Below are 20,247 nucleotides of genomic sequence, written 5' to 3'. Positions count from 1 at the left end.
CGGGGATACCAATGAAACGACTCGCGCTCATTTGTCTCATGACGATCCTTTCCTTTTCAGCCTACACCCAGGTCACCATTCCGCGCACTCCTGATCAGAACACGATGGCGCTCTGGCATCTTGACGAGATGACACCGGGCGACATTCAGGATGTCAGTGGATACGGCAATCATGGTCTGACCCTAGGGACGATGGTTGTTCCCGGGCGGGCAGGCAATGGCCGCTTCTTCAACGGAACATCCGATTTCATCTCCGCCGGCGACCCGGGGAATGGATCTCTGGACTTCTCTTCCGCCGAAAGCTTCACGGTGGAGTGCTGGTTCAAGACCACTTCATCCAACCCGATGCAGCTCATCCGCAAAGGTCTTGCGCCGGAGCCGGGGTACACCCTCATCGTCAGCGGAGGGAACGTGGTCGGGATGATCGGCAACCGGGCAGACGGGACGCCGCCCGATGCCCTGCTGAGCATCACGAGCACGGCGACCTTCAACGATGGACAGTGGCACCATGCTATGCTCATCCGCGACCGTCCGATCCAGAAGATCTTCCTCTACGTTGACGGAGAACCGGCGGCATCACCGGTCATAGATACTTTTCCGTATTCGATCGCAAGCAACCGGCCTCTGACCATCGGACGTTGGGAAAATGCCGATTTCCCGTACTTCTTCGATGGCGTCATGGATGAGGTACGCATCACGCGCGATGCGCGCCACCCGAAAGCGTTCCCGCCCCTCATGGCACTGTGGAACTTCGACAACCCGACCGACAACACTCTTCTTGACTCTACGCAGAATTACAACCATGGCCTCCTGAGCGGGACGACGATAACTCCCGGGGTATCGGGCTCGGCACGGGCATTCAACGGGGCCGGTGATTACATCCTCGTGAACGATGCCGAGAACGGATCGCTCGATTTCGACTCCTCGCAGAGCTTCACGGTGGAAGCCTGGTTCAAGAGCACATCCAGTGCTGCCATGCAGCTGCTGCGGAAGGGGCTTGCTCCTGATCCGGGATACGCATTGTTCGTGAGCGGCGGCAACGTGGCCGCCGTCATCGGCAACCGTGAAGACGGCGCAACGCCGGACACACTGCTCATCCTCGTAAGTGCCGGCCAGTACATTGACGGAGCCTGGCACCGCGTGACGCTGGTGCGGGATCGTGCCACCCGCACGGTTTCCCTGTACGTCGATGGCATGCTCGTTACACCGCCGATGAACGATCCCTTCCCGTATCCCATCGCAAGCAACCGGCCGCTGACGATCGGCCGATGGGAGTACCCTTCACTGCCCTATTACTTCCAGGGATCGATCGACCGCGTGGCGATCACCCGCGGAGCGCTCCACCCCCCAGGTTCCCCCGGCCCGGCCGTTCTGGTCAACACGGAACCGATCAACTGGGGATATGTCGTACTCGGCGATACGGTGGAGCGCAGGCTGACCCTGTACAACGCCGGGACCCGCGACACGCTCATCGTGAGTGCCCTTGGCACGACTCTTCCCGTCTTCTCCTGGCAACCATCGCAGCTTGCCATCGGTCCGCGCGATACGGCATCGATCGTGATCCGCTATGCGCCGACAGCAGTCGGGCAGGATTCGGGTTCGATCACCTTTGCGACCAACGATCCCGGGGCACCTTCCGTGATGATCCCCCTCCTCGGGCGCGGGACGCCTGTGGGCATGGTGACACTGGTCAGTCCCCTGAACTACGCGACCGACAACAGGGACACGGTCAGCTTCAAGTGGAGGAAGGCCACCCCGGCCGCGACGAAATACTGGTTCGAATGGTCCACATCCTACTCGTTCACGGAACGGACCGTGGACTCGACGTTGACGGACACGCTGATCGTGGCATCAGGTTTTCCCAGGAACTTGAGTATCTACTGGAGAGTACGTGCCGGGAATCAGCTTGGCTGGGGAGTATACAGCCTGACGCGGTCCTTCTTCAGAACGATGACGTCTGTGCCGGAGGCCGGAAGCCCGTCGGCATATGCCCTCCTCCCGAACTATCCGAACCCGTTCAACCCGTCGACCACGATCTCGTTCACGCTTCCCGGAGCAACACAGGTACGCATCGATGTTCACAATGCGGTCGGTGAGTTGGTGCGTGTCACGGCGGACGCCCTCTATCCCCCGGGTGTGCACCGGATCATCTTCGATGGCGCAGGCCTCCCCAGCGGCATGTACTTCACCCGGATGCGCGCGGGATCGGTGGTTCTGGTACAGCCCATGATCCTCATGAAATAGCTTTCTCTTCCGGATGGCGCCCTCCGGGGCGCCATCTCCCATCTCCTTGCCCTGTAAGGCTTTGCCTTGCTTCCGCACCGCGTGAAGCACCGTTCTGCTCTTGTTCCTTCTTCCCCAGTTGCGTATCTTAGTGAATTCTTCCGGCGGTATCGCCTTTTTCCTGGACCATTCCCGAAGAGGTCCGGACCGCCGGTATGTGCCGGGCGTTCGCCGGGCCGGTCGGCCCTCTTGCCCCTGCAGCAGTCCTTCGCATACCAATCAAGGTGGCATTTCGTTGATCGCCGCGGTCAAAGAATTTCAGACGTTCGTTCAGGAAGCCTTTCAAGGGCTCGCGAACACCGTCGTGGATTCCAAACGCGGCATCCGTGATGTCCTCGTGCTGATCATCCCGCAGGTCGCCACGGTCGTTGCCGCCTTCGTGACCTCCGTGCTCATCGCCCGCGGCCTCGGCACCGAGGGCATGGGCCAATTCGCTCTCATCCTGAGTCTCGCCGGCGTCGCCGCCTCGCTCTCCGATCTGGGGATCGGCCAGACCGCCATCCGCTTCGCATCCCGGGCGGCCTCGGTGGGCGATACCGATGGGCAGATGTCCGTGCTCCGGTGGGCATTCCGCCTGCGCCTGGCACTCTCCGTCGCAGCGACCGGGCTCCTCTTCTTCTTCGCCCCCCAGATCGCGGATCTCTGGAAGTCGCCCGGCCTGACGCCCATCATGCGCATCGGACTCATCGGGGGCATCTTCACCGCCCTTGCGTCGATCCCGTCGATCTATTTCCAGTCGCTGAAGAAATTCGGGCGCAATGCGAGCATCAACGTCGCCCAGACATCCATCACACTGTTCGGCATCGTCCTCCTCGCCGTGCTGCATCTCTGGTCCGTACAGTACGTCGTCATCGTCTCGCTGATCGCCGCCGCACTCGGTGCCCTGATCTTCATCCTGGCTATCCCGCGCGCCGCACTCATCGGCAGGAACCCGCTCCCCCGCTCCATCGCGGAAGGATGGAACAAGGTCTGGCAGAACCCCCTGTCCACAGGAACGGATGCGGCCACGCCGCTGAAAGAAGGCGATGACCCGGCAACCTTCGCACGCTATAACCTTGCATCCACCGTCATCGTGCTCATCATCCTGCGGCTCGACGTCTGGCTGATGGGCGCATTCCTGCCGAAGAGCGATGTCGGGATCTATAACATCGCCACACGCTTTGCAACGCCCCTCGCCATCATGCTCACGGCGATCGGCGGGGCACTCTGGCCGCGCGCTTCGTCGCACCTCACGCTGGACCAGATCCGCGCGATGATGAAGAAGACCTTCATGCTCTGCGGCGTGCTCGCCTTCTTCGGCACCCTGTATGCGATCTTCGTCCCGATCCTCGCACCGCTGCTCTTCGGCAAGGCGTTCGAAGGGAGCGTGCTCCTCGGACAGGTGCTGTGCATCCGGTATGCGTTCGCCATCCTCATCGCCCCCATCGGCATCATCGGCTACAGCGTGGGCATGGTGAAGGTCTACTGGAAGATCAATTTTGCCCAGATGATCGCCGTGGTGCTCGTGAACGTCATCCTTCTTCCGCAGATCGGCCCTCTGGCATCCGCACTGGCGCTGCTGGTCAATGAGATCATCGGCGTTTCGCTCACGGGCGTCATCCTCTGGAAACGACTGTCCCCGTCACAAGGAGAGCAGCATGGCTGACACCAACACACCGTATCAGCACGGGGATGTCGCTGCGACCTGGGATAAGGTCTCCGCGGCGTACGATGAAGCGGCCTACTGGCAGTTTCCCGAGAACCGTGCGAACCTCGCAACGATCCTCCGCCACCTCGGCGATGCATCGGGCAAGCGGATCATCGAGGTGGGTTCCGGCAGCGGACTGACCTCCGTTGCACTCGCCCAGCAGGGTGCGCATTGCGCTCTCCTCGATATCTCGCCGGTGGCACTTGCGACGGCAGCAGAAGGATTCAAACGCGCCGGACTCCCCCCGCCCGAGCAGTTCCTGGCGGATGCACTGCGCAACGATGTGCCGGGGAACGTGTACGACCTCGTCTGGAACGGCGGGGTGATCGAGCACTTCGTGGACGAAGGCAAGGTGCTGCTCATCCATGAGATGGTGCGGCTGTGCAAACCCGGCGGACTGGTCCTGATCCTCGTCCCCAACCGCCTCGCATGGCAGTTCCAGTTGCGCCAGAGCTGGCAGAAGATGCGGGGCACATGGAAGTACGGCTTTGAAGATGATATGAGTCCGGGGCGGATCCTGCGCATGGCGGTGAAGGCAGGCTACACCGGCGCAGAGGCGTATGCATTCAATCCCATCGCCGCATGGCGCTGGATCCCGAAGACCAGCAAGATCCTCCGCTGGCTCAAGGTGGATACGGTCGAGCATCACTCACGCCGGTCGCCCACCGGCATGATCACCGTGCTCGCGATCCGGAAAGAGGGCGGCCGTTCATGATCGAGACACTCATCCGCACGCATCTGCAGGGCTTCACGGCAGGCCGGATCCTGGACGTTGGCCCGGGCTTCTCGTCGTTCAGCCGTGCCGCCGCGGAGGTCACGGGCGCGAAAGAGATCACCTATCTGGATTTCGATACAAAGGTGCTGGACTGGCAGATGGCCGAAGCGCAACGTGCGGGCATTTCCGCCACCGGCATCACGCTGCGTCTGGATGCGACGGACCTCGGCACCCTGCAAGGGCCGATCGATATCATTCATTGTCAGGAAGTGCTGGAACACCTTCCCAACGCCGAACAGGTGCTGGCGGCGCTCGCCGCAAAGCTCGCCCCCGGCGGGAGGATGGTCATCACCGTCCCCTCACGCGTTTCTGAACGGTGGATCAAGGCGATCAATCCTGCCTACATGAGGAATGAACCATTCGGCCATGTGAACGAGTACGATCGTTCGGGACTCGAAGAGCTCCTCGGGCGCGCGGGACTGCAGCCGCTGGTCTTCGTCCCGACACAGCCGCATTATTTCGTCGGCCACACATGGTTCTACGGCTCGCGCATGCGGAGCGAACCGTCGTCCGGACGGATCCTCACCGGCGGCCTGCGGGGCGCGGTGTACTCACGCGTGTTCCGGTTGTCCCGCTGGTTCTTCAACCATACCGGCCCGCGGTTCTGGGGAAGGATCATGCCGCGCAATTATTTCGTGCTCGCGGCACACAGGTAGAACATACGTACAGCATCAACGAAGGATCATTGTATGTCGACAGTTGCGATCACTGGTCTCGTCACCCCCATCCTGAAGCTCGTCGGGCGCCCCGGCATCCAGGCGATGATCACGAGCGAATACACCAAAGCGTATGAGGCGGGACAGCCTTCCTGGCCGGCAGGCGTGACGCTTCCCCCCGGCTATGGCAAGAAGTTGCCCGAACGCGCGGTGGAGATCCTGTTCGCACGGCTCACCTACGTTCCCGGCAAACGCGTCCTGGACGTCGGCTACGCGAACATCATGGAATGCCATGCCACCATGCTGCGCTCGCTCCCCGCACCGCGCCGCGTGACGGGGATCGACATCGCGGATCCGCACTACGACCCCACGCCGCTCTACGAGCAGGCCGTGAAAGGTGACATCACGAAGACGCCGTTCGAGCCGGACACCTTCGATTGCATATGGTGCATCTCGTCGCTCGAACACTTTGGCATGGACAATTCTGGCTATACCGCGAATTTCACCCGTGCAGATGCCATGGATGCGAAGGCCGTGCATGAGATGCTGCGCATCCTCGCGCCGGGCGGACGGTTACTGATCACCGTGCCGTACGGGAAGTTCGAGAACCATGGTACACACAAGAACATGGACCGTGAGAACTGGCAGCCGCTGCTCGACATCGGCAAGGGCACGGCAGAAGTGAAGGATTGGTATTTCCGGCATACCTACGGGGGCGGCTGGCAGGAAGCACCTGCGGAAGAGCTCCGGTACGTCGGCTACTACGACCAGGCTAACGCCGGTGCCGGAGGGCTTGCCGTTGCCCTCATGACCAAACGCTGACACCCATGAACATCGGTCTCGACGCATCGGTCCTCGAGCTGCCACCCACCGGGATCGCCAAGGTCACGGCAGGGCTCTCGCACGCATGTCTTGCGCACGATCCCGGCCTCACGATCAGCGCATTCCATCGCCGGCCGCTGCGTCTCACGTTCCAGGGGAGCATCACCGCACACCCTCTAGGCCGCTGGGTCCCCCATCAGTACTGGCGTTCGCTCATCCTTCCACGCGCCATCCGCCATGCCGATGTCGCCTGGTTCCCCTGGAACGGGAACGTCCCGCACCTGAAGACCACCGGTATCGTCGCGTCCACGATCCACGACGTGCTGCCGCTGATCATCCCCGGATACTTCCGCGCACCCGGGGACGAAGTGCGCTACCGGGCACGGGTCCAGCAGGACCTCGACCGCTCCGATGTCGTCTTCACCGATTCCATCTACTCGCGCCAGCAGATCGTCACGCAATTCCGCGCCCCGCACGAGCCCGTGGTGATCAGGTTCGGGCCTACGATGACGCCCGCATCGGCGCGGTCGGCGGCAGTCTCGCCTGACGACAAGCCGTTCTTCGTGTATGTGGGCGGCTACGACCGCCGCAAAGGGATCGAAGGGCTCGTCCGGCTGTTCCTTGCATTGCATGCTGAAGGGAAGATCGCTTCGCGCTTGATCCTCACAGGCACGCCCAACTATTTCTCCGAAGCGTTCCGTGATGTGGTGAAGGACGCCGTGGCGCGCGGCGCCGTGGAAGAACGTGGCTATGTGGACGAGCCAACACTCGCGCATCTCTTCCAGCGCGCACGCGCACTTGTGTATCCTTCGAAATATGAAGGCTTCGGCCTGCCGCCGCTCGAAGCCATGACCGCCGGCTGTCCGGTCATCACCACACGCGAGACCTCACTGCCGGAAGTCTGCGGCGAAGCCGCCGTGTACATCGACCCGGATGACACGCGCTCTTTTGCGGAGGCCCTCCTGTCGATCGAGACCGATGCACACTTGCGGGAGCGCCTGCGCGCAGCCGGGTTCGCACAGGCTGCAACGTTCACCTGGGAAGAAGCTGCAGCAACATTCCTCGGGGCGTTGCGCATCGCGCTTCAGGGCCGGAGGCAGGGATGAACGGCCCGATCATCTTCATCGAGCCGCTCTGCCGCGGGTTCGAGCACGCCCAGTACAATACCCCGCTCATCAAGAGCGCCGCGCTCGCGTATCCGGGTGTGCCGATCATCTACATCGCCGAACAGACACATCTGGACCATGTGCGCGCCATGCTCGCATCCGCGGCGCCTGAGGTGAACGTGGACTGGCAGTCCATCCAACTCCCGCCGAGGGACCTCGCCCCCGTGAAGCGCATGAAGGCCGAATATGCCCTCCTGCGCTCGGTGATGGATCAGGGGGAACGGACCCGTGCGCGCGCGGTGATCGCCACGTCGGCCACGGATACCGCAACGCTCGCCGTGAAACTCATCCTCCACAGAAGGAAATTCCCCTTTCCCGTGCTGGCCGTGCTGCACAGCGTGCTGGCGGGGCTCGAGGACCGTACGCGGAGCTTCGCTGCGTTGCGCGGGATCAGGCTTGCCATCTCCGTACCGCATCCGAAGGGGCTGCAGTTCATTGTGCCGGGGCGGCCGATCCAGGAGTACCTGAACGCGCACTTCCCCGAGGTCGCCGCCCACTGCCGTCCACTCGATCATCCTTCCTTCTGGGCCGCTCATGAGCCCGCGCCTCTGCGCCCCACGGCGCCGGTGCGCTTCGGCTTCTTCGGCGTGAGCGCGGTCCCCGGCTTCGATCTCGTCGTGCAGATCGCACGCGAGCTGAAGGCGGAAGGTTGCACAGCGGAATTTTCGATGGTGGGCCATCTCAATCATCCCGACGACCCGCAGCGGGACTACACGGCCGTTCCGGATGCAAGCCCGAAGATCCTGACACCGGTGGAATACCGGTCGCGCGCGGAACAGCTGACGTATGCACTCTGGACGACCCGCACCCACAGGTCGGGCCTCGTTGCAAGCTCCACGTTCCTGGATACGCTCTCGTACATCAAACCCATCATCTACCTGAGCAATCCACTCATCGATTGGTATGCACGCGACCTGGGCGATATCGGGTACCGGTGCATGGACGGGGAGGAGATGAAGGCCCTCGTCCGCAGGCTTGCTGCTGAGCCGCCGGGTGAGCGGTATCTCCGGCAATGCCGGACCATCCAGGAAGGACGGCGCGCGTTCGATCCGGAGGTCGTGGGTGGCCTCCTCCGCACGATCATTGAAGAAACAGGACGGCCGGCATGACGCTCCTCTTCTTCTCGGATATCGCCTGGGAACATCTGTATCAGCGTCCGCAGCACCTCGCGTCGCGTCTTGCGGAACGGGGCACGCTCCTCTGGATAGAACCGGCCACGCTCGGCACACCCCGCCGGTGGCAGCCCGAACAGAAAGCAAAGGATCTGTTCCTTCTCACACTGCCGCAATTCCCGCACAACGCGCGGAGCCGCCCGATCCGCCTGGCCTCGAGGCTCCTGAGCAGCATCCCGCCACTTCGCTGGTGCCTCACACAGGTGCAGTCCATGCTGCTGAAGCGCGCGTGCAGATCCATCGGCATCGATCCCGGTTCGTCCCCTGCCTTCGTCGAGAATTTCCAGTTCGCACCTCTCATCGCGCGGATCACACCCGCGGGAGTGGTCTTCGATTATATCGATGATGCATTCGGGTTCGTCGACATCCCGGCGTATGTCCGGAAGGATTGGCGGCGCATGATCCGTCTCGCCGACCGCATCACGGTGACCGCAGGCGTGCTTCAGCGCCAGATCGCACAGGAAACCTCCACACCGATCGAGATCGTTGAGAACGGCGTGAACACCGGGTCGTACGCCGGAACCCCAGAGCGACCCGCGGACCTTCCCGTGGACGGGAAGCCGGTGGTCATCTATGTCGGCACGATCTCGCACTGGTTCGACCTGAGGCTGGTGGACCGCCTGTTGCAGTCGCTGCCGGACGTGCACGTCGTGCTCGTTGGCCCTGTGCACCCCGACTGTGCGGCGCGGTTGAACGCAAGCCGTAAATTCACGAACTTGCACGTGCTTGGCGCACGTGCCCACGCGGACATCCCCGCCTACCTCGCAGCAGCGAACGTGGGGATCATCCCGTTCGTCAGGAACCGGCTCACCGAGGCGGTCAATCCTGTGAAACTGTACGAGTATACGGCCGCGGGCATCCCCGTGGTCAGCACGGCGTTTTCGGACGACCTGGAGAAGCTGCGTCACCTCGCGTTCATCGCACACACGCCGGAAGAGTTCCTCGCGCAGGTACGCACAGCGCTCGCACGCGGGGCGGACGTCCCCGATGCAGCACGGCTGCGGGAGTTCGCGCGCGCGAACGACTGGCAGGCACGGGCCGATGCCATGGCGGGACTGATCGATGCCGCGATGAAGACACGGCGCACACGATAACAGAGACACCCCTCACGTTCATCAACGGACACACATCATGAGCAAACAGATCAAACGACCCCAGGCCGCACGGGCCGCCGCGCCCTCGTTCCTTGCGCGGTTCTCTCCCCTCCAGCTCGACCTTGTCTGTATCGGGCTGCTCTATGTGCTCATGCTGGTGGTGTTCCGGAACGTCGTCTTCAACGACGCGGCATTCTCCTCCGAAGGCGACACCGCCGCGGCATTGAGCTACACCGAGGCCGGCAACCGCATCGCAAAGGCCGAGAACGTGGATGTGCTCTGGATGCCGCAGTTCTTCAGCGGCATGCCTACCTTCGGGAACGTGGCATACATCCCGCACAACGTGAGCTATGTGCAGCAGGTCCTCCAGCATACACTGAACCTCTTCTTCCTGAACGGCAAATGGACCTGGGCGGTGGTCTATTACTTCCTCGGCGCCGTGTTCATGTTCATGATGATGCGCACCCTGAAGTTCTCCCGCCCGGCGGCGCTCTTCGCCGCGGTCCTGTTCATGCTCGGGCCGTACAACATCGCGCTCGCCAGTGAAGGGCATGGCTCGAAACTGATGGCCCTCTGCTACGTCCCGCTCGTCTTCATGTTCACGCATCTCCTGTTCGAGCGGAAGGACCTGCTCTCCTTCGGTCTGCTCACGGCGGCGATCGGCACGCTGGCGCTCACCAACCACATGCAGATCGTGTACTACGGCTTCATGGTCATCGGTGCATACCTGCTCTATCATATCATCATGAACGTGAAGGCGGCACCGGGGAAGACCGCGATCGTCACGGCGGCGTTCGCCGGTGCGGTGGTCATCGGACTGGGCATCTCCGCGTATATCTATCTCTCGGTGCAGGAATTCGCACAGTTCTCGATCCGCGGCGGCGGCACGGCAGGTTCCACGGGCGGCCTGGCATGGGACTACGCCACCAACTGGTCGTGGCATCCCGAGGAGATCATCACGCTCCTCATTCCGGGATTCTTCGGATTCCAGACACCACTCTACTGGGGCACCATGCCCTTCACGTCGTCCACGATCTACGTCGGGGTCCTCCCGCTCGTACTGGCGGGGATCGCACTCGCATACAATCGCACGCGCCTCACATGGTTCTTCGGGATCCTCGCACTCGTCATGGTCGTCGTGGCGTTCGGCAAACACCTGCCGCTCCTTTACGGGCCGATGTTCGACTACCTGCCGTACTTCAACAAGTTCCGCGTGCCGGTGATGGTCCTGCACCTCTTCCCGTTCGTGGTGGGTGTGCTGGCAGGGTTCGGACTCGATTGGCTCCTGGAGATCCCCGCGACGGTCACGAAGGAACGGATCGAGAAGTTGAGCCGGACGCTGCTCATCGCGGGCGGTGTACTGCTCGCCCTCCTCGTCATCGGACTGGTGATCAAGAGTTCCCTCTTCGCATCGTTCTCCGGCTCGATGTTCTCGAAGGAGGACGAGATGCCGCAACTCCAGCGGGACTACGGGGCCAATGCGGACAAGGCCCTTGCGCAACTGAAACAGATGCGATTCGATACCCTCTGGAAGGACTTCGTGAAGTTCGTCCTCCTGGCCGCCGCATCGCTCGGCATCGTTGTTCTCTATCTCAAGAGGAAGGCATCGATAGCCCTGCTGACGGTCGCGGTCTTCGCCCTTCTGCTGATCGACCTGCTGATCGTCATCAACAAGGGGAACTACGTCACCTCCACGCCGCAGGCGAATGTGGAGGCGAGGTTCAAGCCGGATGCAACGGTGACCTGGCTCCTCGGGCAACCCGGACTCTTTCGCATCTTCCCGCTGGCCGACGGCTTCAATGATAACACCTACGCGTATCACGGGCTGCAGTCGATCGGTGGATACAGCCCGGCGAAGCTGAAGATCTATCAGACGATGCTGGATTCCTGCCTCTATGCGGGTACCGACCCGAGTTTCCCTCTGAATATGAACATCGTGAATATGCTGAACGCACAGTATCTGGTCTTCGGTGGCCGGTTGCCCGAGGATAAGTTCACTCTGGCGTACGTGGACCAGGAGAAGCGCGTCGGTGTGTACAAGAATCCTTCTGCACTCGCGCGTGCGTTCTTCGTGGACACGGTCCTTGTCGCCGCGAACGATCACGAGGTGTTCGGGACACTGAACGCTCCGGGTTTCAACGCCGCGCGTATGGCGGTCGTCCAGAGCGCGCTGCCTGCGCCGTGCACGCGTCCGGACAGCGCCCGGGTGTCGATCGAAGACTTCAAGTCGCGCGCGATCACGATGAAGGCCTACACGTCCTCCGCTGCACTCCTTGTCCTGAGCGAAGTGTACTACCCCGCCGGCTGGAAGGCCACGATCGATGGGAACGAAACGGAGATCCTGCGGACCAATTCCGTGCTGCGTTCGGTGGTCGTGCCCGCGGGTGAGCATACGGTGGTCTTCAGCTTCGATCCGCCTGTCTACAAGGCAGGCTACACCATCTCCAACGTGGCCTGGGCGATCGCTCTGATCTGCATCCTGATCGGCTTGTGGCAGATACCGGCGGTGCGGGAGAGAGTGAAAGGGAAGAGTGTAGCCGAAGCAAAGAAATAGGCCAGGCGAGCCCTTGGTGATAAGGCGTTGGATCGAAGCCTGTGAGTAGTCTGGCCGGAGATCCGGCTGAGGAGTATGGCTGCAGACCCGGGGCTGAGCGACGGAATTGGAAACCCGTGGCTGAAGCTCGTGGCATGGAACCCGGCCAGGATGGCCCGCAGATATCGCGGAAGGGGCCGGTTTACAGGGTGAAACGGGGTTTCATGGGAGCATTGCGGGAGCATGGCGCGTTGACTCTCTCCCCTTGCTTCTCTATATTGTAGGACACATTGTACAACAGGAGATTCCCTCAGATGGCGGAAAATTCGCAGGATGCTCTGGGCATGGTGGAAACCAAAGGCCTTATCGGTTCCATCGAAGCAGCCGATGCCATGGTCAAAGCAGCACGCGTGACCCTGATCGGTAAAGAAACCATCGGCGGCGGCTACGTGACCGTGCTGGTGCGTGGTGATGTCGGTGCCGTGAAGGCCGCGACGGATGCCGGTGCAGCAGCGGCACAGCGCGTCGGCGAACTCGTCTCCGTCCACGTCATCCCGCGTCCGCATGCGGATGTGGAACTGATCCTCCCCAAACGGGCCGCAAAGTAGTTCGCACACGGGCGTACCGGTCTGCCGGCAACGCCCGTGATGCGTACCTCCGACCTGCATGGAACTTGCCCTCGGCTTGATCGAGACGCGCGGCTTCGTCGGTTCCGTCGAAGCCGCTGACGTCATGTTAAAGACCGCGAACGTACGGCTTCTCGGTAAGGAAGTGGTACGCGAAGGCCTTGTCACGATCGAAGTGGTCGGCGAGGTCGCAGCCGTGAAAGTGGCCGTGGAAGCAGGCGCCCAGGCAGCGGCACGCGTCGGCGAACTGCTCAGCGCCCATGTGATCCCCCGGCCGGACGACGAGATCGATATGCTCCTCGCCGGACAGCCCGACGTTCCTGTTGCACCTGAACCGCAACCCCGCGTCAAGACAGCACCGGCCCCGGCTGCCGCGCCGAAAGCCGCACCCGCACAAACGGATGCGTCCGACGCCGAACTGGACGCCATGACCGTGCACCAGTTGCGAGCGATCGCACGCGAGATCCCCGGACTCGGCATTCAGGGACGGCAGATCTCGAAGGCGAACAAACAGGCCCTCCTGACCGAGATCCTCAAGGCCCGGAAGGGCTGACGTGGCATCCCCCGATCCGCGCACGCGCGGTCCCTTCTCCGTCCTGTCCCCGGACACACGGAGTGACACCTGATGAAACGTCGCCGCATTCATATCGTCTTCACCACGCTGCTCATCGGCACCTTCCTCTGGCTTTCCGTCACCCTCCGCGAACAGTTCAATGTCACCGTGGAAGCACCGCTCACGGTCGAGGACCTGCCCGAGGGCATGGCGATCAAGACCGCGGTGCCGCGACAGATCCACCTGAGGCTGCGCGGGGAAGGGTGGCGGCTGGCAGGGCTCCTGATGGGACCCGCGATCCGCGTGAACATCCCCTTCGCGTCGCTCACGCCGGGCAACCGTATCATCACCATCAACCAGATCGTCGAACGCGTCACGCTCTCCCCCGGCATCCAGGTGCTCCGCACGATCCCCGATACGGTCGTCGTATGGCTGGACCGCGTCTCGTCGAAACGCGTACCCCTCGTTCCCGATATCGCCCTCACGTTCCGCGAGGGCTACGGACAGGTTGGGCCAGCGCTGCTCATCCCCGACAGTGTGACGATCACCGGCGCGGAAACGGTCGTGCGCCGGATCAGCGAATGGCGCACGGCGCGTGTAGCGTTCACGGATGTCAAAGGACCGGTCGAAGCCACGATCAACGTCGCCCGCGGCGACGGCCCCGCCGTGCAGTGCATCCCGCCGGAACTCCTGGTGCGCATCAACGTGCAGCCGTTCGCCGAGAAGGTGTTCAGCGGCCTCCCGGTGGAGATCACCGGCACCCCCGCTAATCGCGAGGTCATCTTCATACCGCCGAAGATGGAAGTGGTGGCACGCGGAGGGATCCGTCAGCTTGCAAGCCTGATGCCCGTGGACTTCCGGGTCGTAGTGCAATTCGAGGCCATCATGGCCGATACCTCCGGCACGATCCTGCCGGACGTCTACCCGCCCGCGGGCATCCAGGTGGTGACGCATCATCCGGAAAAGCTGCAGTACATCGTGAGGAAGAGACTGTAAAGAACGGTAGAAGGAAGAGCGGAGAGGAGAGACGGCAGAAGGGCGAGGGCAGAAGGAAGAAGGTAAAAGGCAGAAGAGGGGAGAAATTGTCAACGGAGGGCAGTACCATGAGATTGTGCATCAACATCGACCACATCGCGACATTGCGTGAAGCCCGGGGGGGACTGGAACCCGATCCCGTCACGGCGGCGCATGTCTGTGAACTGGCCGGCGCCGACGGCATCGTGTGCCATCTCCGCGAGGACCGGCGCCATATCAACGACCGCGACCTGCGCATCCTCCGTGAAACGGTGAAGACCAAGCTGGACCTCGAGATGGCAGCCACCGATGAGATCGTGAAGATCGCCATCGAGACACTCCCCGAACTCGTGACCTTCGTTCCCGAACGGCGTCAGGAACTGACCACCGAAGGCGGGCTCGATGTGCTCGGACACATGCACCATCTGCGCGCGGTGATCGCGGAGATGCACCGGCACGACATCGAGGTGAGCCTGTTCATCGATCCCGTGCTGGAACAGGTGGACGCCGCCGCGGAATGTGAGGCGGACAAGATCGAGATCCATACGGGCGAGTACGCGAATGCGCGCACGGAACATGAGCAGTTGGAATTGCTCGAAGTGGTACGTACCGCGGCACGCCGCGCAAAGGAACTCGGCATGGGCGTGAATGCGGGGCACGGACTGAACTACCTCAACATGATCCCCTTCCGGTCCGTCACCGAGATCGACGAGGTGAGCATCGGACACTCCATCATCTCCCGCGCGGTCTTCGTAGGGCTGGACCGGGCGGTACGGGAAATGATCGCGTTGACGCGCTAGCGGGAAGTCACGTTTCACCTGACCGTTCGCACTTCGCTCCCCCCGGCGAGTGCACCTGAGCGGTCGAGCCCGGCATCTCCCCGATGCCGGGCTTCTGTTGGTATGCGATGGCCCTGCGATGCTTCGTGGCCAGGAAGCTCCCGGCTCTACCGGACCAACATCAACCTCCGCGTTGCCGTGTATTCCCCGGCTCTGAGCCGGTAGAAGTACATCCCCGACGCCAGCCCCGCGGCATCGAAGTTCGTCCGGTACTCCCCGCTTCCTGATACTGGTCCACGAGCACACGCATTTCCTGCCCGAGCGGGGAGATCACGCTCAGACGCACATGGGCACGGGCGCCGAGCGCATACGGGATCACGGTCGAGGGGTTGAACGGATTCGGGTAGTTCTGATCGAGCGCGAACGACCCCGGACGGGACGTCTCACCGACACCCGTGCCGCCCGATCCCTTGAGCGCACTCAGCGCGCTGATGCCATTGGGCACGAACATCGTCGTATCGGTCACCAGTCCGCTGAGAGAACCGGTTGCAAGGAATACCGGCAGCGCCATGGCGCCCCTGTTCTGCTGCGTCAACCAGACCCTGACCTTGAGCGGCTCTCCGGTGACATAGCCATCTTTCACCTGCGTCGTCGGATCGTCGCCGAAGACAGGCACGCCGATCGGACCCGTGCCTGTCCACGTCTCATACCCCGCACAGGCTTCGGTGCCCAGCGAGTCGTAGAAGAATCCGATGAGATCACCCGCGGCAAGGGGAAGCCCATTCCCGGCGGAGACCGCACTCAGCAGGACGATCACCGTGTGGCTTGTACCCGTGTTCGTGAATGCCCACGGGGCGACAGAGACCCTGGCAACGTTGCTCATGGAGAGCGGTCCGTCGGGTCTGCTTTCCGGTGGCACCGCTGCGGGGTACACCAGGGAACGCGCAGCGTTCATCTTGATCTGATAGGCCTGTCCGGGCTTCATGGTCCCGATGGCATTCAATCCGACCGCCGGTGCATAGACCTTGCCATCCTGGTCCTTCATGATGACGACATCGGAAGAGACCCCACTCAGGACAGCGGTGACCGGCATGTCGGTCTCCCGCAGATACGGGATGTAACTCCAACCCTGCGGCATCGGCACGGTCACCTGCGGGGGATCGATCTGTTCGCCACCGATGCACAACGTGCGTGCGGTGGAGAATTTCACCTGATACCCTTCCACCGGCTGCCAGAGCCCGATGCTGTTCACCGGCACCGATGGGATGAACACCTTCTGCTGCGAGTTCTTGAGGATCACCAGATCGGAAAGAACATCGTGGAAAAGGCTGTCCATCTGCATCCTGGGCGGCAGGACGTTCAGAGAAATGAGGCTCCACCCCTGCCGGAGCGACAGGCACAGCTCATTCGCCGGGCCGGTCAGCGTACTGATGCGACTGATCCCGTTCGGGGCGAAGGTCCCGGTATTCGTCACGATTCCCGACGGCGGTTCATAGGACGCACGCATACGGACGATGGTGCCGGTGAGCGCACGGCACGCACGCCAGCGGATCGTCTCGCCCGCCGCAAACCCGTCCTTGGCTGCCGTCGTCGGATCATCACCGAACGCTGCAAGCGCGAGATTCGCCTGGCCCGTCCACCGCTCCATCCCGGCACACACGAGCACGCCGGCGGAATCGTGGAAGACACCGAGATAGTCACCCGGAACGATGTTTTCGTCGCCGATGGTGATCGACGCTGCTACGGGGATGACGATCGTATGGCTGATCCCGGTGTTCAACGGCTCCCAGGGAGCCGCCCCGGATGCCGTCGTGAGGCTGAATACCGGAGCCATCCACACCGTCCCATCGGTGAGGGTGTTCGTGTAGCGCGGCGTGGTTGCCCTGACACCGACCGATGCATGGTACTCCCCCGCACGCATGGGTTGCACCACGGCCGACACTGTCTTCGTCTCACCCCGGCGATGGTCACCGCATCGAACACCGCGCTGAGGTCGGATGTGCCCGTGGTGTCGCGGTCGAAGAGCGCGGTCAAACGCACCGCGACGGATTCCGCGGCCGCGGGATTCTTCACGTCAACCGTGACCCGGATCTTTGTCCCCGGCGACACCAGGTGCCGGCCGCCCGGCGGCAACAGTTCGCCGGAGCTGTCGATCTGCATGACAACACCGGTGATGTACGGTGTAGAAGGCACAAGAGTATCGGCCTTCACCTCATGGTCGGCGATCGCAAGCGGACCCTTCTCGCCGAGGAACAGATCACGCCAGGGCCCGGCAACGGTCTGACGAACGGTATACCCGTACCGATCGCCGGCGAGCAGCGTGGGGAATATCGCGGCTGATTCCGGCGGGGCGGTCACTTCCCTGACACTGACGTGCGCTGAATCCGTGAGCCGGTACCGGAGCAGGGATGCGTATGGAGGCTGGCCGATGCGGGCGGCCGTGCGGAGCGTGAGCGTCGCCGTACCGGTGAGCAGCGGGTCCTTCGTTCTGAAGACACCGGCGCCGTTCGTTCCCGCATACACAAAGCCATTGGGATGACAAAGGAGCGGAATGACGCGCGTTGTCGTGAGGCCTTCATTGATGATGGTCCAGGTTGCTCCCATGTCCGTGGACCGCATGATGCCCGTCGCCTCGCCATCGCGCGCGAAGTAGAGATCGCCGTCACGACTGAATGCCCAGGCGGTGGTGTACCCGGAGCTCCACTTCACCGGTGTTTCGAGCGCGGTCCACGTCGCACCGTGATCGGTCGACCTGTACAGGGTGCCGTCAGCCGTTGTTCCCGTAGTAGTCTCCCGAAGGATGGATACCGCCCAGACCGATCGTGGCATCGGGGAACGTCGTCCCACGACTCCCCATTGTTGGTCGAGCGGTAGATGTTCGAGACATCCTGCGTCACGATGGCCCCCGCGCTATCCAGGTGAACCGCGTGGTAGAAGCCGGTCTTCTTGAGCACCCACTGACGCCCTCGTTCGTCGACCGGTAGAGGCCGTCCTCACTGGCCACCCAGGCCACGCCGTTCTTGTCGACCAGGTTCTGGCGAAGCCGGTAGTCCATGATGCCGGTGTTCCGCCGTTCCCAGGTCACGCCGCCATCGGTGGAAACGCTCATCCCTTTCGTGAAGACACTCACGATGATATGGCCCGAGGCGGTGATGGACATCCCCAGCAGCGGATCGGAATCGGGGATCGGTGCAAGTTCGCCCCACGATGCACCGTGGTCCGTCGTTTTCCAGACCGTCCCGCCGGAACTCCATGTCCCGGCATACACATCCCCCGACGGGCCCATCGCGAGAACGCGGACGTCGTTGCCCAGACCGGGGCCGCCGGTCGGGATCCAGGTCTGGGCATGCGAAATCGATGCCGCGAACACGAGCATGGCGAGGCATGCCGCGAAGCACGGAAGCGCAGTGATCAAAGACAATGAGAAGTAACGATGAGATCCGCTCATAGGTCCCCCTTGAATGGTTGTGCACCGGAAATCGGACGTCGGGAAGTGTCGCTGAGAAGGAACAGCATGCGAAACGCGATGCCCGGGAGGCATCACCTTCTCAAGGTACTACGCAGGTGGGACAAACGCAACGGGCCGAATCAGCTTCGAATAGTAACTTACGTGAGGCAACGGGCGGACGGGGGCAGCGCTCGAAAGGGAACGTCCAGAAGGGGAATCGTCCATGAGACAACAGGAGGAGGATGACACCTATGAGTGTTTCCTTCTACCTACCTTCTACCTCCTACCTCCTACCCTCTACCCTCTACCTTCTACCCTCTCCCCATCGCCCACACGATCAGGATAAATACTGACACCACCACCAGCCACTTCGGCAGGTTCTTCATACCATTCCCCTCCTGCAAATGCTCGTATATCTCTCTATCGTCGCATGTGTCCGCCCGTGCGGAAACGATGCGCTGATCCCCACTACAATATCACATTCCGCGGAATGATGGTGTGCGCCCGAACACGACTGCAGCACACAGGATGCATATGGCGATCACCGCGAGCGGTGCAAGAAATCCACCGCCCGCATCGAACCACGCACCGCTGAGCGTGGCCGCCGGCGCCGCGATCATGTTCGCGGAGAACAACAGTCCATACACCTGTCCTACCTGCGGTGCGCCCCAGATACGGACGACCATCGCAGCATACAACACCAGCACGCCTCCATAGTGCAACCCGACGAGCGCCGCGAACGCAAGATAGCCTGCATCGCCACGCAGCCACAGCCCCGCGGTGAGCAACAACACTGCCTGGCCCGCAAGATTCATGAGCACCACGGTGCGCGGTTGCATCCGGTCGAAGAGGGATCCCCAGAGCGGTCGCCCCGCGGCATTCGCAACAGCGAACACACCGACGGCGATCAATCCTGACTGCAAACCACCCTGCGCGGAAAGGTCACGCATGTTCGCGTTCACGGCAAAACCAGCGGCAAGCCCCATCACCATACACAGATACAGGACGAGGAACTCCCGCCGCCGCACCACGCTCTTCACGGCGAGGGGCTCCTCCGCGGTACCGGTACTCCCCGGCGGGAACACCATCAGCCAGCCAGCCGGCACGCTCAGGGCCACGAACGCGATGCCGAGGAGACGGAAGACCTCGAACGGCCCCATGCCGGCGCCGATCAGCGCGCCCGCGATCTGGCTGATCAGCAACGCGCCGCCACCGAATCCCGCCACGGCGAGCCCCGTCACCGCGCCGCGTGATGCCGGGAACCAGCGCACGAGAACGGCGATGGGCACCACGTACACGATCCCCACGCCGATGCCCGCGAGGACGCCTATCCCGGCCACCGTCCATGCGTACGACATGCCACCCAGCGATGCGACCAGCCAGCCGGCGCCGAACACCCCACCGCCGGTCATCGCACAGGCCCGCGGCCCGAAGCGGTGGAGGATCCGGCCCGCGAAGAGCATCGTCAGGGGGAAACAGAAATAGAAGAACGTGAACGGCAACTGGGCGATGGTCTGGGAGAGCCCGGCGGCAAGGCGTAACGGGGCAACGAAGACCGACCACGCATAGATGGCGCCGAGGCACACCTGCACGAGGAGCGATGCGGCAAGAGCGTAATACCTGTACCGGGTGTTCATGGG

The 20,247-nt window shown here is 62.6% G+C and carries 17 protein-coding genes; 13 read left to right on the top strand and 4 right to left on the bottom strand.

From position 1 onward, the window contains the following. The first annotated feature begins 11 nt into the window (after window positions 1-11). The 13 genes from IPI01_16520 to IPI01_16460 all read left to right on the top strand — a co-directional run bounded on the left by IPI01_16520 (window position 12) and on the right by IPI01_16460 (window position 15,180). Window positions 12-2,243 (top strand): hypothetical protein, encoded by a 2,232-nt coding sequence (locus IPI01_16520; GenBank protein ID MBK7259372.1) that lies wholly within the window; start codon window positions 12-14, stop codon window positions 2,241-2,243. A 274-nt stretch (window positions 2,244-2,517) separates the two neighbouring features. Next, window positions 2,518-3,927, top strand: a complete 1,410-nt coding sequence (locus tag IPI01_16515) for an oligosaccharide flippase family protein (protein MBK7259371.1) — start codon at window positions 2,518-2,520, stop codon at window positions 3,925-3,927. Beyond that, window positions 3,920-4,684: a class I SAM-dependent methyltransferase gene (locus IPI01_16510; protein ID MBK7259370.1), complete on the top strand. Its 765-nt coding sequence runs from the start codon at window positions 3,920-3,922 to the stop codon at window positions 4,682-4,684. Before IPI01_16515 ends, IPI01_16510 begins: the two co-directional genes overlap by 8 nt. Next, window positions 4,681-5,400 carry a methyltransferase domain-containing protein gene (locus IPI01_16505; protein MBK7259369.1) on the top strand — a complete coding sequence of 240 codons (720 nt, stop codon included), beginning with the start codon at window positions 4,681-4,683 and terminating at the stop codon, window positions 5,398-5,400. The genes IPI01_16510 and IPI01_16505 overlap by 4 nt, the downstream gene beginning before the upstream one ends. 33 nt (window positions 5,401-5,433) lie before the next feature. After that, complete coding sequence (locus IPI01_16500) at window positions 5,434-6,222, top strand: class I SAM-dependent methyltransferase (protein ID MBK7259368.1); 789 nt, start codon at window positions 5,434-5,436, stop codon at window positions 6,220-6,222. 5 nt (window positions 6,223-6,227) lie between these two features. Next, entirely contained in the window at window positions 6,228-7,328 is a 1,101-nt protein-coding gene (locus IPI01_16495; protein MBK7259367.1) for a glycosyltransferase family 4 protein, read from the top strand. Next, window positions 7,325-8,497, top strand: a complete 1,173-nt coding sequence (locus tag IPI01_16490) for a hypothetical protein (GenBank protein MBK7259366.1) — start codon at window positions 7,325-7,327, stop codon at window positions 8,495-8,497. The genes IPI01_16495 and IPI01_16490 overlap by 4 nt, the downstream gene beginning before the upstream one ends. After that, complete coding sequence (locus tag IPI01_16485; GenBank protein MBK7259365.1) at window positions 8,494-9,654, top strand: glycosyltransferase; 1,161 nt, start codon at window positions 8,494-8,496, stop codon at window positions 9,652-9,654. Before IPI01_16490 ends, IPI01_16485 begins: the two co-directional genes overlap by 4 nt. 37 nt (window positions 9,655-9,691) lie before the next feature. Then, window positions 9,692-12,208 carry a YfhO family protein gene (locus tag IPI01_16480; GenBank protein MBK7259364.1) on the top strand — a complete coding sequence of 839 codons (2,517 nt, stop codon included), beginning with the start codon at window positions 9,692-9,694 and terminating at the stop codon, window positions 12,206-12,208. Window positions 12,209-12,501: 293 nt separating this feature from the next. Next, entirely contained in the window at window positions 12,502-12,795 is a 294-nt protein-coding gene (eutM, locus tag IPI01_16475; GenBank protein ID MBK7259363.1) for an ethanolamine utilization microcompartment protein EutM, read from the top strand. 58 nt (window positions 12,796-12,853) lie between these two features. Beyond that, window positions 12,854-13,366 carry a BMC domain-containing protein gene (locus IPI01_16470; GenBank protein ID MBK7259362.1) on the top strand — a complete coding sequence of 171 codons (513 nt, stop codon included), beginning with the start codon at window positions 12,854-12,856 and terminating at the stop codon, window positions 13,364-13,366. 72 nt (window positions 13,367-13,438) lie between these two features. Continuing rightward, on the top strand, window positions 13,439-14,362 hold the full coding sequence (locus IPI01_16465) for a hypothetical protein (GenBank protein ID MBK7259361.1): 924 nt from the start codon (window positions 13,439-13,441) through the stop codon (window positions 14,360-14,362). Window positions 14,363-14,469: 107 nt separating this feature from the next. After that, window positions 14,470-15,180: a pyridoxine 5'-phosphate synthase gene (locus tag IPI01_16460; protein ID MBK7259360.1), complete on the top strand. Its 711-nt coding sequence runs from the start codon at window positions 14,470-14,472 to the stop codon at window positions 15,178-15,180. A gap of 160 nt (window positions 15,181-15,340) precedes the next feature. Here the strand turns inward: IPI01_16460 and IPI01_16455 are convergent, their stop codons facing one another. The 4 genes from IPI01_16455 to IPI01_16440 all read right to left on the bottom strand — a co-directional run bounded on the left by IPI01_16455 (window position 15,341) and on the right by IPI01_16440 (window position 20,244). Next, a complete protein-coding gene (locus tag IPI01_16455; GenBank protein ID MBK7259359.1) occupies window positions 15,341-16,993 on the bottom strand; it encodes a hypothetical protein in 1,653 nt (550 codons plus the stop codon). Next, window positions 16,936-17,988, bottom strand: coding sequence for an exo-alpha-sialidase (locus tag IPI01_16450; GenBank protein ID MBK7259358.1), 1,053 nt, complete (start codon window positions 17,986-17,988; stop codon window positions 16,936-16,938). Before IPI01_16450 ends, IPI01_16455 begins: the two co-directional genes overlap by 58 nt. A 64-nt stretch (window positions 17,989-18,052) precedes the next feature. Continuing rightward, on the bottom strand, window positions 18,053-18,607 hold the full coding sequence (locus tag IPI01_16445) for a hypothetical protein (GenBank protein ID MBK7259357.1): 555 nt from the start codon (window positions 18,605-18,607) through the stop codon (window positions 18,053-18,055). Between the two features lie 476 nt (window positions 18,608-19,083). Further along, window positions 19,084-20,244, bottom strand: coding sequence for an MFS transporter (locus IPI01_16440; protein ID MBK7259356.1), 1,161 nt, complete (start codon window positions 20,242-20,244; stop codon window positions 19,084-19,086). Between the last annotated feature and the right edge of the window lie 3 nt (window positions 20,245-20,247).

Source organism: Ignavibacteriota bacterium (assembly GCA_016707525.1).
Lineage (GTDB): Bacteria > Bacteroidota > Ignavibacteria > UBA10030 > UBA6906 > JAGDMK01.
This window is presented reverse-complemented; position numbering and strand designations above follow the sequence as displayed.

Excerpts from the sequence above, each read along its gene's own strand:
- IPI01_16465 (MBK7259361.1), top strand. The coding sequence starts at position 13,439 with ATGAAACGTCGCCGCATTCATATCGTCTTCACCACGCTGCTCATCGGC.
- IPI01_16445 (MBK7259357.1), bottom strand. The coding sequence starts at position 18,607 with ATGAGCGGATCTCATCGTTACTTCTCATTGTCTTTGATCACTGCGCTT.
- IPI01_16485 (MBK7259365.1), top strand. The coding sequence starts at position 8,494 with ATGACGCTCCTCTTCTTCTCGGATATCGCCTGGGAACATCTGTATCAG.
- IPI01_16510 (MBK7259370.1), top strand. The coding sequence starts at position 3,920 with ATGGCTGACACCAACACACCGTATCAGCACGGGGATGTCGCTGCGACC.
- IPI01_16495 (MBK7259367.1), top strand. The coding sequence starts at position 6,228 with ATGAACATCGGTCTCGACGCATCGGTCCTCGAGCTGCCACCCACCGGG.
- IPI01_16520 (MBK7259372.1), top strand. The coding sequence starts at position 12 with ATGAAACGACTCGCGCTCATTTGTCTCATGACGATCCTTTCCTTTTCA.
- IPI01_16455 (MBK7259359.1), bottom strand. The coding sequence starts at position 16,993 with ATGGCTCCGGTATTCAGCCTCACGACGGCATCCGGGGCGGCTCCCTGG.
- IPI01_16450 (MBK7259358.1), bottom strand. The coding sequence starts at position 17,988 with ATGCCACGATCGGTCTGGGCGGTATCCATCCTTCGGGAGACTACTACG.
- eutM (MBK7259363.1), top strand. The coding sequence starts at position 12,502 with ATGGCGGAAAATTCGCAGGATGCTCTGGGCATGGTGGAAACCAAAGGC.
- IPI01_16500 (MBK7259368.1), top strand. The coding sequence starts at position 5,434 with ATGTCGACAGTTGCGATCACTGGTCTCGTCACCCCCATCCTGAAGCTC.
- IPI01_16490 (MBK7259366.1), top strand. The coding sequence starts at position 7,325 with ATGAACGGCCCGATCATCTTCATCGAGCCGCTCTGCCGCGGGTTCGAG.
- IPI01_16440 (MBK7259356.1), bottom strand. The coding sequence starts at position 20,244 with ATGAACACCCGGTACAGGTATTACGCTCTTGCCGCATCGCTCCTCGTG.
- IPI01_16505 (MBK7259369.1), top strand. The coding sequence starts at position 4,681 with ATGATCGAGACACTCATCCGCACGCATCTGCAGGGCTTCACGGCAGGC.
- IPI01_16480 (MBK7259364.1), top strand. The coding sequence starts at position 9,692 with ATGAGCAAACAGATCAAACGACCCCAGGCCGCACGGGCCGCCGCGCCC.
- IPI01_16460 (MBK7259360.1), top strand. The coding sequence starts at position 14,470 with ATGAGATTGTGCATCAACATCGACCACATCGCGACATTGCGTGAAGCC.
- IPI01_16470 (MBK7259362.1), top strand. The coding sequence starts at position 12,854 with ATGGAACTTGCCCTCGGCTTGATCGAGACGCGCGGCTTCGTCGGTTCC.